At 60.9% G+C, this 11,904-nt stretch carries 11 protein-coding genes; 3 read left to right on the top strand and 8 right to left on the bottom strand.

The features are described from left to right. The first annotated feature begins 564 nt into the window (after positions 1-564). On the top strand, positions 565-1,392 hold the full coding sequence (locus ACVZUB_RS15090) for a hypothetical protein (RefSeq protein ID WP_482627488.1): 828 nt from the start codon (positions 565-567) through the stop codon (positions 1,390-1,392). 7 nt (positions 1,393-1,399) lie between these two features. Here the strand turns inward: ACVZUB_RS15090 and galE are convergent, their stop codons facing one another. Genes galE through ACVZUB_RS15065 form a run of 5 tightly spaced genes read right to left on the bottom strand, consistent with a single transcriptional unit; the run spans position 1,400 to position 6,796 of the window. After that, positions 1,400-2,398, bottom strand: coding sequence for a UDP-glucose 4-epimerase GalE (galE, locus tag ACVZUB_RS15085; protein ID WP_482627487.1), 999 nt, complete (start codon positions 2,396-2,398; stop codon positions 1,400-1,402). Continuing rightward, entirely contained in the window at positions 2,395-3,525 is a 1,131-nt protein-coding gene (locus ACVZUB_RS15080) for a nucleotidyltransferase family protein (protein ID WP_397524606.1), read from the bottom strand. Before ACVZUB_RS15080 ends, galE begins: the two co-directional genes overlap by 4 nt. Further along, positions 3,504-4,382, bottom strand: coding sequence for a hypothetical protein (locus tag ACVZUB_RS15075; protein WP_482627486.1), 879 nt, complete (start codon positions 4,380-4,382; stop codon positions 3,504-3,506). Before ACVZUB_RS15075 ends, ACVZUB_RS15080 begins: the two co-directional genes overlap by 22 nt. 7 nt (positions 4,383-4,389) lie before the next feature. Continuing rightward, positions 4,390-4,662, bottom strand: a complete 273-nt coding sequence (locus ACVZUB_RS15070; protein ID WP_007732082.1) for a PqqD family protein — start codon at positions 4,660-4,662, stop codon at positions 4,390-4,392. A gap of 46 nt (positions 4,663-4,708) precedes the next feature. Continuing rightward, positions 4,709-6,796 carry a glycosyltransferase gene (locus ACVZUB_RS15065; protein ID WP_482627485.1) on the bottom strand — a complete coding sequence of 696 codons (2,088 nt, stop codon included), beginning with the start codon at positions 6,794-6,796 and terminating at the stop codon, positions 4,709-4,711. 97 nt (positions 6,797-6,893) lie between these two features. On the opposite strand from ACVZUB_RS15065, the gene ACVZUB_RS15060 reads away from it, so the two are divergent. After that, positions 6,894-7,130 (top strand): hypothetical protein, encoded by a 237-nt coding sequence (locus tag ACVZUB_RS15060; protein ID WP_482627484.1) that lies wholly within the window; start codon positions 6,894-6,896, stop codon positions 7,128-7,130. A gap of 451 nt (positions 7,131-7,581) precedes the next feature. Here the strand turns inward: ACVZUB_RS15060 and ACVZUB_RS15055 are convergent, their stop codons facing one another. Next, positions 7,582-8,379 carry an ArsR/SmtB family transcription factor gene (locus ACVZUB_RS15055; protein WP_482627483.1) on the bottom strand — a complete coding sequence of 266 codons (798 nt, stop codon included), beginning with the start codon at positions 8,377-8,379 and terminating at the stop codon, positions 7,582-7,584. Between the two features lie 411 nt (positions 8,380-8,790). Between ACVZUB_RS15055 and ACVZUB_RS15050 the strand changes: the two genes are divergently transcribed. Continuing rightward, on the top strand, positions 8,791-10,206 hold the full coding sequence (locus ACVZUB_RS15050) for an NAD(P)/FAD-dependent oxidoreductase (RefSeq protein ID WP_003944885.1): 1,416 nt from the start codon (positions 8,791-8,793) through the stop codon (positions 10,204-10,206). A gap of 83 nt (positions 10,207-10,289) precedes the next feature. Here the strand turns inward: ACVZUB_RS15050 and ACVZUB_RS15045 are convergent, their stop codons facing one another. After that, positions 10,290-10,718, bottom strand: a complete 429-nt coding sequence (locus ACVZUB_RS15045; RefSeq protein ID WP_003945020.1) for a PaaI family thioesterase — start codon at positions 10,716-10,718, stop codon at positions 10,290-10,292. Between the two features lie 236 nt (positions 10,719-10,954). Further along, positions 10,955-11,737, bottom strand: a complete 783-nt coding sequence (locus ACVZUB_RS15040) for a hypothetical protein (RefSeq protein WP_003944809.1) — start codon at positions 11,735-11,737, stop codon at positions 10,955-10,957. Between the last annotated feature and the right edge of the window lie 167 nt (positions 11,738-11,904).

Genomic DNA, 11,904 nt, shown 5'->3' with positions numbered 1-11,904 from the left:
ATGAGAAGCGGCCGGTCGAATACAACACATGCGGCGATAGTAGTCCGTGGCGATGACAATGGAACTGAACTCGCCTCCAGCCTGTCAACCGTAATACGTCACAGTGACGAATTGAGGTGGGGTAGCCGGAAGTCGGTGAGACGTGTTTATCGGCATCAATCCACATCAGAGCACTTATTGGTCGTTCCTGACGTCCAGGTCGCGCGGCGTAGCCGCAGTCGCCGGCGAGGCCAGGCGGTGATCGGTACCAATTCAGCCGGCGATCGCGGAGTCGCAATGGTCGGGTCGTGCAAGCCGGTCGCAGATCTAGGACGGAAACGCAGGAAAGCCGGCAAATGTACCGGCAGACAGACATAGGTGGGCGGAAACAAGGAAGGTTGCACGAACCAGGCGTGAGCCGGATATCGCCAGGTCGAGAATTTGCCGATAATCTACATTATGTCAAGTAATGGATATTCGAACGTCCCCCGTCAGCTTGTCCGCTAGCTTTACCCAAATGGATTCCGTTGCACTCGTCCTCGGTTCACCACGTGGCCGTCGCTTCTGTGCGAACGTCGGTTACGCATGCCAGCAGAAATGTCCGAGCTCGAGATTCTGCACTGTCTTGCGTATGCCGTAGATTGCGCACGCTACTGGCAGCCGCCCGACGAGGAAGATCTGATCTTCGTCCGCCCTGAGGTGATCGCGGCATTGCGCCCGATCGCTCAAGCCCTTCTCGACTCGTCACACACCGCCTGGTGGGCCGAGCCTGCTGACCTTCTGAACCAGAATCTGGTTGAAAAGCGAAACCCTATTTACGGCTGGTCGGACCTACCCTTGCGGATTTACCGCACAGAAGACGGCCTCGAACAGTGGCGCGCTGAGGCACTCGACAACGAACGCCGGTTTCTGGAATACCAGATCGAAGATCCGGACCGTCACATCGGAGGCGAATGGTGGTCTATCCCTTTTGCCAACGGCACAACCGAAACAACCAGGGCCCGCGACGGTATCGGGGCCCTCGGGGTGTTTCTCGAAGAAGACAGCTCCTCGAACGAGGCGCGGGTGCAGCCGGTGAGGATCTACGGCGCGCCCCGGATCTACGAGATCACCGGTCCGCAGGACTGGGCGAATCTGGTCGATACCTATCCCCTGCCTGTGCCCGCTTCACGTCGCTCCGTGTGGTACGACACGACCGGTGAATACCGTGACTGGTTCATTCCGGACTGGGTTTCGGTCGCTGCAGATTACGACGCCGTGCACCTGACCATGATGGCTTATCTGACCACGCCAGGTGTCGCGATCCCGTTGTCGGCCAACGCGGGGGCCAGCGTGCTCGCCGGGTGGGATCCGGACTCCACCTTCTGGCTACGTAGCAACAACATCACCGTTGACGACGACCCGACGGGCTGACGTTCGGCTACACCGAGTTGAGCAAGTGCGGCCGCACTGCCAGCCACCGCGCGGTGTCCTCGATCCCCTGTTCCAGGGTGAATGTCGGAACCCACCCGAGTAGTCGCAACGCACGATCGTTCGACGCATAAGCGCCGGCAGTGTCACCGGTGCGTCGGCCGGCAGCGACCACGTCGATATCTTCGCCGAGCACGTTCTCGAATGTGTGTACCAATTCCCACACCGTCGTCCCCCGCCCGCTGCCCAGATTGACCACAGTCATGCGTGATGATTCAGCGGTGACCCGGTCGAACCTTTCCAGCGCTCGAACATGAGCGTCTGCAAGGTCCCAGACATGAACGTAATCACGCACTCCGGATCCGTCGCGCGTCGGCCAATCCGTTCCCGTAACCCTGAAAGGCGTTCCTGTCGAATATGATTCGAACAGCTTTCCGAGTGCGTGGGTCGGGCGTGCCGATGGTGTACCACTTCGCAGCTCCGGATCTGCCCCGACCGGATTGAAGTAGCGTAGAGATATCGCCGATAATTTAGTGGCCGCCGCAATGTCGTCGAGCATCGTTTCGAACTGAGCCTTGCCGTGCGCATAGGGACTCTGCGGTGCGATCCCCCAATGTTCGTCGACACACCCACCGTCGCTCGGCGCATACACCGCCGCAGAGGAACTGAACAAGAAGCGCTCACACCCGTTCCGAAGGACACTCGATACCAGCGTCAGCGACTTGGATACGTTGTTCTCGTAGTACCGCGCCGGGCTACTCACGGAATCTCCGACCACGATCAAGGCCGCACAGTGAACTGTCGCATCGATATCGGAATGATCTGCGAATACCTTGTCGAGCAGTTTCTCGTCCGCGATGTCGCCGCAGTAGAACGGGAATCTGTGCGCAAATTCGGCGCGGCCGGTCAGCAGGTTGTCGAGAATCACGACATCGATCCCGGCGTCGACGCACTTCGACGCGACGGTGCTTCCGATGAATCCCGCTCCGCCCGTGATCAGTACTTTCACGCCGCTCCCCCGGCATCTTCGACGGCAGTCCTCGCACGACGGACGAAGTGGGACACGCGTGAGCGGGCCAAGTCCCATCCACGTAGGTCGCGCCCGTCCCGGATGGAAAGCCGATCACGGTCGAGAAAGAGCGGCACCATGACCAGATCGCGGTAGAGCGAGTGCAGGCGTGGGCGATCCGCCAACCACAGCGTCCATCGCCACCACCAACGCGCCGAGATGGTCGTCATTCCGGTACTGACGCCGAAGATCGATTCCACCGCCGCCCAGTGGACGTTCACCGCCCGACGGACATCGCGTGGCAACTGGCGTCTGGAGAGCGTCACAGCGAGTTCCGGTTCGGAAGTGAGCAGGTACCCCACGTCGAAGACACTGTTCAACGACAAATCGGCTCGAATCAAGGCCCGATCGGCAAGCCGCGCGTGAGCGATGACGTGCAGCGTCACGTCGGCCATCGCAAGGCGGGATCCTTCCGCCTCCGCGCTGATTTCTCGGACCGCGGCCTCTCGGGTCAGCGCGTGACGTGTGAACCTCGGAAGTAAGTGCGAATGGATTTCGACGGAGCCATGACGGTCGTCGCGAAGGAGTGCCGGTTCCTGGTGATCGTCGTGATCGATGGAGTCGGAGTCCACTTCGTCGGGGCGGACCATTCGGTAGCCGAAGTCGATGATCGCGTCGTTGGCGGGAACGGCGTGTGCGGGATCTATGACCAAGAGGTCGATGTCCGTCATTCGTCGAGCTGCCGGGTTCGGCCAGATTTTTCGCTCGAGAAGGGCGGCACCCTTCAGTGCAACCGTCGGAAATCCGTTGCTGTGTAACAGCTCTTGCAGTTCCACTCGTTGCGCGTCGAGGTCCGAGATCCTTATGGTGTTTCGGTGATGGACAAGGCTCAGCGTCAGTTCCGGACTCGATGCGGTGGCCGATGATTCCGACAGCATTTCCGCGAAGCTCGCAGGTAGGACCGATGCGAAGCCGGCCTCGACCGCTCGGGAGGCGAGCAGCGGCAATACCTTGTGCCTTACAGCGGCGTCGATGACTCTGGGCCAATCCTGCTGCGAACACAAGCGGATGACGTCGGCCCCACACTCGGGTTTCAACATGGAAATCAGGTACCGGGTGTCACGCATGACGCCACCAGTTCCTCTACGGTGTCGGCGCCGGTGTCGCCGTGATGTCGAATCAGTCTGTAGCACGGGGCATTCGAGAGTAGAGCGGCGATGTTTCTCAGGGTCAATCCGTGATTGTCGGACCAAAGTGCGGATTGCCCGGCCAGCGACTGTATCGCTTGGGATACGGGCATGGGAGCGAGTCGAGTCGGCGCCTCGTCCCATCCATCGAGGATCAGCACCAGGTCGATTCCGCGAACCGCCGAGCTGACGTTTCGTTCAGCAGGCAAGGTTGACGGGTCCAACGCCCACACCGGCGGGGCGTACGGAAGATACAGCGAATCGTGCGCTTTGATCTCCGGGAGGACGTCGAACGTACCGGCTTTGAGGTGAACCCGCCGCGGTAAGCCCACAGCTTCGGTACCACGAATGAAGACGCCTTCGTCAGCACGCAGTTGTGCACCCCGCATGGCAAGGGCGAGCGCCAAGGTGGTCTTGCCCGCCCCGGAATGCCCGGCGATCGCCACTCTCACACCGTTGCAGTCGACCAGAGCGGCGTGCAGGCGTGTCCACTGTCGGGCGTGCGCGGCCGTCATGACATCCCGGTGCACCGTGCGGTACACGCTCTCCGCGAGCTGGAGACCGTCCAGACCGATCAGCGTTTCATGGCTGCCGCCGATGGTCGATTCGATGGTGACGTCCCAGCGACCGAATGTCGCTCGATTCCGCTGAATCCGAACTTCGACGTTGTTGTCCGCAGGCCACGGGCTGGCAATCCGATGCTCGACGACACCGACCTCGGGTATGCGGAAACCGCGCACAATCGCGTCAACCCAAAGGTAGTGCGCCCGGAATTGTGGTACGTGGTTGCCTGTCACGGAATTCTCACACCAGCAGACGAGAGGTGCTCAGTTGTCCGTACGTCTCGTTGACTACCGACTTCGCCTCGTCGTCAGGGATCTCGAGCACTTCTGCCACGGCCTGGACAATTTCGCTGACGGTCCGGCCGTCACACAGTTCCCACACCAACGTCGCGACCGGGTTGAGGTGATGGGCAACCTCGCTGGAACTGTCGTACAGCACAACACCGTCGGTGAGATCGTTGCTCTCCACCGTCTGAGAGCGTTGCGGTCTCACACCTTCGAGTAGTTCGGTCAAGATATCTCCTTGATTCAGCGAATCCGATTTCGTTTTGGTGGTGGTCTCACAGTGCGAAGCGTCGTGAGTATTCGGATTCGATTGCGCCCGAACGAATCAGGCTGCGTGTGGAGGCGATGCCGGGCGACAGCGTCAGGCACGTGAGCGCTCCCCCGGCACTCGCATCCACCAGGTAGTCGCCCAGAGTTCGGTAGTGACCCGCCCATTGTCCGAATGCTTCGGGATCTGACTCCGGATCCGCAATCTCATCGAGAATTCGCTCGAAGGCGCGCGAATGTACGAGAACGGCGTGGACTCCACGGTTCTCAGGACTGGTGCGCAAGAGTGCCGAACCGTCGAGCAGAGCTCCGTCCCTCGATTTCGGGTCGTGTCCGAGGTGGACGACATCCCAATCGCCGTGATCCAACTCTTCGCGGGCATGGCCAAGGATCGATGCGGCGGCATCCAGCAAACTGACGTCGTCAGCAGCGATGAGGACCGAATCCCAGCCCTTCTCAGTCGCCCGAGCGAGCGCACGACGCCACGAGACGGTGAAGGCCGCGTCCTGATTCATCGCGTCCTCGAAAGCCGACACTCTTTCCACCGCTGTTACGCGCGGTAAGCGAATGAATCTATGCCAGGACGCTTTCCATCTGTCGATGTCAAGATCGAGATTCACGACGGCAACACCGAGGTCCGACTGAGAATCCTCGACAACGGGGTTGGGTTCTCCCCCTACTCGGACAGGCGACAGTGGGCGATCGAGCACAACGTCGACTGCGCCTCGCTCGAGCAGATAAGCCGCCAGTGAGAAGTCGGACGGCACGGGTCCGTTGATCCTTCGTGAGAGTTCGTCTCGCAAAGTTCCGTATGTCGCCGCGCGAACAATCAGTGCAGCTCCGACCAGATCTTCGCCGTGTGCGTGGATGACAGCCGTATCGGCTTCGGCGGGGAGGTCGTCGACGATGTTCCGTAGCTTGTACATAACTGCGGGTTCGATCACGCGAGCCTCGTCCAGAAAAACTACCGATTTCCAGGCCAACAGAATGGCCTTGTCGATTCCGGCGACGAACGCAGACGCAGTCCTCCACACATCCGGAGCGTCGTCCTGCGACGGAATGGCACGCTGAACGGTCAGTTCGATCGACTCGGCCTCCGCCAGGCATGAACGCCACGGAGCGACTCGGCGGTCGTCGCCGAGAACGATCACTCCACCAAAGGCCAACTCGGGTCTCTGGACGCTCAGCTCCGCACGGAGACGGATCTCGGGATACGAATCACCGAGGTATTCGGAGAACTGACGATGGAGTGAATCGATGTCCCAACCGACCTCAGTCCAACCGAGCAGGTAGTTGTGAACACGATCTTCCCAGTTTATTCGATACGGGACACCCGCCGGGCGCTCGAACCGATGGTGCCAACCGAAAGCCGGAAGGCAGACGACCTTGCCGCCGTTGATCCGGAACTTCTCGTGGATGTATCCCTCTTCACCTCCGAATCCGGTGAAGTGTGAGTTCAATCCCGGCCACGCCTCACGCCTGCAGGCAAATGAGCCGAGGCCCTGCATGACGATCTCGAAAGGCACGTCCGGATGCTGCTTCGCGCGCGAATCAACTCCCCACGAGCCGAACATCCCGTTGCGCCACTTGGGGTCCATGTGGGTGGCCGCGATGTGCGAGGAATCCTGGGAGAGCATCGGTCCCTGGATCAGATCGTCGGTTTCCGGATTTGCATCGAAATACGCCAGCAACGCCGACAACGATCCCGGTGCCAAGATCACGTGGGAGTCGAGGACCAGGACGTACTTTCCTGTTGCCTTGCGGAACAGGACGTCCCGCACCGCAGTCGATCGAACGTCGGTGAACGGAACGTAGCGGAACCGATCGATATACCCCGCAAACGATTCGAGCATCGGCGCCGGCAACCCCTCGGGGTTGTTGTCCAACAAGACGAATTCGACTCTGTCCAGAACCTCGCGATGATGGACCAAGATCGAGTGGATCGTGAAGTACGCGCCGTCGAAATCGTCGTAGGTCGCGATCGCGACAGTCAGATCGGCCGATTCTCGGTGCGGAGGAGTCTCCTTCACCTGAACCGACCCCGCGCTCTGAAACTTCTTCAGAGCGCGGTGTAGCGCGACGTCGAACTCTGTCATCGTCGGTGTTCCCCCTCGGAACCAGTCGCGTCGTGTCGGCTACGTAGGTTCCGTGGGATTCGTCGGCTGAGTCGGAGGGGTCGGGAAGGTCGGCTCGGTGCGAGTGGTCGGCACTGTCGGTACGGTCGGGACGGTCGGGACGGTCGGCTCCGTCGGCACAGTCGGCCCGGTCGGCTTAGCCGTCGTCGTTCCACCCGAACCTGAAGAGCTACCGGTTGATCCGGAACCTGTGGAACTTCCAGACGATCCCGAACTGCCGGAACTACCCGAACTGCCTGACGATCCCGAACTTCCCGATGATCCGGGATTGCCCGGCTCGTTTCCGCCCGGCTGATTCCCTCCCGGAGTGTTACCACCGGGCTGATTCCCGCCGGGTTGTTCACCGCCTGGTCGATTCGGATTCTGCTGGCCACGACTTGGCGCTCCGGAGAGATTCGGCGTGTCACCGGCTGCGAAGGCCGGAGCCGCACCACCGAGGCTGATCGACGTCACGACAGGCACAGTTACCGCCGAGGCTGCTAGAACTGTCTTGACGAACTTGCGTCGATCAACAGGAACATTCTGAAAAGCGTCGCCGCCCATAGTGTTTCTCCCATGCGTCCGAGACGAGGTCGTCCTCACTCGATGTCGGGCAAAACGCTAGCATCCTTCCGGCAACTTTACAGACTGAACCCGCCGAAATTTGGTTCTTATGCGAAGTTGAGACCGGACTGGGCCGGCAATTCGGACGGGAGTACGACAATTCCCTCCAGTACAGGGAGCACGTTTGTCCTGCTCCATCACCGTCAGCCGGCCGGCATCTCCCACGGTGCCACCGGAAGAGTGCTTCCGGTTTCGAGGTAGGACTTGAGGTTCGACAACACCGCCGACCATCCACCGGCCACCTCCATGCGAGCCGATTCGTCCGCCAAATCGGTGTGCTTGACGGTCAGTCGCACGATCGCGCCGAAGGCTTCGATGTCGAAACTCACCCGAGAGATGTCGACGCCCGGTTCGCCGTTCGGATCAGCCCAGGTGGTGACCAACCTCGACGGAGGGTTGCTCTCGACTACGGTGCCGACTACATCGGCAATGTTCGAACCGTCGATCCGGCGGTGCTCCCAGGTCGATCCCGGCTGCCAGTCGGAGACGTTGCTGTGTCCCCAATACTCTGCGGTGGCCTGTGCGTCGGTGAGCGCTTTCCAGACGTTGTCCGCCGTGCTCGCAATGTAGGTGACGTACACAAAACTGGGCTTGTCGGTCATGGCTTCCTCCGCGATTTTTTTGACGGTACTGAGCGCATGAAGGCGCGGTACCTCGAACTTGTTGATCCACCGCTCTCGAATCTCCTCGAGCGCAACGGGATTGAGATAGTGAAGCTTCGCCCTCCCCTGTCGGACCGTGCTGATCAGATTGGCGTCCTCGAGCATGGTGAGGTGTTGAGTGACAGCTTGCCGACTCATGTCGAGGCTGTCGCACAGCTCGCCGAGCGACTGACCGTTGGCTACGAACAAGCGGTCCAGGAGAAGCCTTCGTGTGGGATCGGCCAGTGCTTTGAAGGCTGCATTCATCCGGTCGTTCACAACTTCACAATATGCAAGCATTTACTTGCATGTCAACGGTTGGGCGTGCCGGGTTTCGAAAGTTGGGACGGATGAGGTGTGATGTCTCTAGGCAGATGTGATCTGAATCCCGGATTACACCGTAAGAGAGGTTGGGCACATGGACTGGGCAGCAATTGGAGTGGGTGTCGGGTATGCCTCGGTGGCCCTGTCGATCCTGGTTTTCGTCGGCGGGTGCATCGCACTGTTCATCTTGTCCGTCCGCCAGTAGCTGACACCTCGACAAAGTGGTGATCACCCCGGGGTCCGGCCAAGCCGATCACCTCGGGAGTGATCACCCTCGAGGCCGCTTGATCGATTCGGACACACCGGCGCGCGTCGGACTGCTCGCAGAGAAGCTCGGCCGCGGTGGGACTACCGTAGGACTGTCGCCTAGAACTCGAGGAGTACGGAATGAGCATCCAGTCGGTTGAACCGCACCGCCACCGCGTAGTGGTGATCGGTTCCGGCTTCGGAGGATTGTTCGGCACTCAGGCTCTCAAAAAAGCCGATGCCGACATCACGATGATCGCGCGTACAACCCACCATCTGTTTCAGCCGCTCCTCTATCAGGTTGCGACCGGCATCCTCTCGGTCGGTGACATCGCTCCCGCCACGAGACTGGTGCTGCGCAAGCAGAAGAACGCACAGGTACTGCTCGGTGAGGTCGAGACCATTGATCTCGAGAATCAGACCGTGACCTCGCGCCTGCTCGAACGCGTCACTGTTACGCCGTTCGACAGTCTGATCGTGGCAGCCGGTGCCGGTCAGTCGTACTTCGGCAACGACCAGTTCGCGGAGTTCGCCCCCGGAATGAAAACGATCGACGACGCCCTCGAACTGCGCGGACGAATCCTTGGGGCCTTCGAACAGGCCGAACTGTCGGACGATCCCGCCGAGCGTGCGCGCTTGCTCACCTTCGTCGTTGTCGGCGCCGGCCCCACCGGCGTGGAGTTGGCCGGGCAGATCGCCGAGCTTTCCCGTCGAACGCTGGACGGCGCGTTCCGCAAGATCGATCCTCGTGAAGCGCGCGTCGTGCTCCTCGACGGCGCCCCTGCCGTGTTGCCCGTGTACGGCGGGAAGCTCAGCCGCAAGGCTGCCGAGACGCTCGAGAAGCTCGGCGTCGAGATCCAGCTCGACGCGATGGTCACCGACGTGGACAACGACGGTCTGATCATCAAGGAGAAGGACGGCACGCTTCGCCGTATCGAGTCGCAGTGCAAGGTGTGGTCCGCCGGCGTGCAGGCCAGCCCCCTCGGCAAGCAGCTCGCAGAACAGAGCGGCGGAGAAACCGACCGCGCCGGCCGCGTCATGGTCAATCCCGACTTGTCTCTGCCCGGGCACCCCAACGTCTTTGTCATCGGCGACATGATGTCGCTCGACAAGCTGCCCGGATTGGCTCAGGTTGCCATGCAGGGTGGCAAGTACGCGGCCAAGCAGATCAAAGCGTCACTGGACGGCAAGTCCCCGTCGGAACGAGTTCCGTTCAAGTACTTCGACAAGGGCAGTATGGCAACGATCTCGCGCTTCAGCGCGGTAGCCAAGGTGGGCAAGCTCGAGATCAGCGGCTTCATCGGGTGGGTTGCCTGGCTGGCAATTCACCTCCTCTACCTCGTCGGATTCCGTTCCCGTGCCTCGACGCTTTTGTCGTGGGCGGTGACGTTCTTCGGGCGTGGCCGTGCTCAGATGGCGTCCACCGAGCAGCAGGTCTTCGCGCGAAACGCGATGGGCGAGTTGGAGAAGAAGAACAAGGAGGCGACGGAGTCCGGCAGCGCTTCGAATGGCGAAGCCAAGAAGGCTGCCGGCAAGCAGCAGAAGGCCGCCGGCTGATCAACACCTGAGTGACCGGCGGAGGGCGGTTGTGGAGTTCAACTCCACAGCCGCCCTCCGTCATTCGATCGACTGCCGTGTTGTCAGTTTCCGATCTTCGCCACCTCGGTGATGTTCGCGAGGCGAACCTGTCCCTTGGAAACGAGTCGGTCGTTCTCGTCGGTGATGCGAACTTCCCAGAGTTGCTGGGTGCGTCCGCGATGAATCGGGGTGGCTTCAGCGGTGAGAGTGCCCTCCCGCGTTGCGCGCAGGAAGTCGGTGTTGTTGTTGACTCCGACCACGTGTCCTCGCTCACCCAGCCACACGGTGCCACCGACGCTGGCGAGTGACTCCACGACCGAGCAGTACACACCCCCGTGCTGAATCCCGGCGGGCTGGTGCAGCGTGGGCTTGACGGTCCATTGCGCCCGCACGCGATCTGGGCTCAGTTCGGTGTATTCCAGGCCGATGGTGGCGTCGAAGCCCGTTCCGAGCCGTTTCATCATCTCTGCGGTCTCAGCAGTGTCGACCATGCCATCTCCATCTGTGATTCTCTGGCGCCGGTGTGGCTGCCACTCCCTACCTGATTACACGAGAGGTAACTCGAGCTTGGAATCAGGTCTGGAAAAAGAACCGGCGGGTTTCACATCATTCGATGTGAAACCCGCCGTGGGAAGGACCGGGAGTCTCTGCAGCCCTCAGGACTCCGGCGCGGTCCGGCAGTTTCGTCACTCTCGCGGGGTGTAGCTCTCCGCGCGTTGTTCCACAATCATAGGCAAGGCTGACCTAATTTAGCAAGCCCTTCGTCGAACTGGTTCCAACGAGGACGCAGCGAGACCTTGCGGCGTGCACGCACGGGCAGTCCGGCGGCGACAAAAGCGTCCAGCAGCCCCTGCCCGCGGCGCTGAGCGGCTGATTCGCCCCCGCCGGCCAAGATGGGGACATATGCCGCTGCACCCAGGATCGACTCCCCTACCAAGCCCCAGAATCTGAACTGGTCGACGGGCGCACACCTGGAGACGGCGTCGTAGATCGCCCGTAGCGAGGTCAGGCAACGGTGCGCGGTCCAGACGAGGAGCGCTTCTTCGCACGGCATGTCGACGACGCCGTCACTGCCGGACTCCCGTCCGTTCGGCGCAACTCGCAGAGTTTCGTCGATCACCCCGGCCCAGTCGATACCGCCGTCGCTGTCCATGTGGATGAACAGGTTCTCGAGGCCTGGATCCCAAGCGGCACCTTCCGAGACGATCGATGCGGCAACCCTGCCGACCACAGCGTGAATCAGTGATGTTGCGACCTGTATCGCCGCAGCTTCGGCACTGTCGAGATCCTGGAGCGAGCGGGCGAACATCTGATGCACCCGATCCCCGCACAAGCCTTCACTCAACTGCCACCAACGCCGTTTGCCTTCACCTGACATGGCGGCAACCGCGTAGACGCGCGGGTAGTCAGGGTTGAGTGCTCGTAGGCGAACGCTGGTGCGGCTCAATGCGTTCGACCGGAGTTCGAATTCACGAACATCCGCATGCTGGGTGGTCAAGGTGATTGTCACCGTGCACTCCAATCGGCCGAAGTTGTCTTGTGGTTCTTAATGTAGGTTAGCCTCACCATAATTCAAGAGTAAAGAACTGTGACGGTGGGCACCGCATATTCACAGGAACTTGCCCCGCAGGGAGCACACCCACATAGGGTTCCGTAACCTAAGATGCGAATTCCCTG

It is taken from the genome of Rhodococcus sp. OS5, from assembly GCF_056837585.1.
The sequence above is the reverse complement of the archived record's forward strand: the minus strand, read 5'-3'. Positions and strand labels throughout refer to the sequence as shown.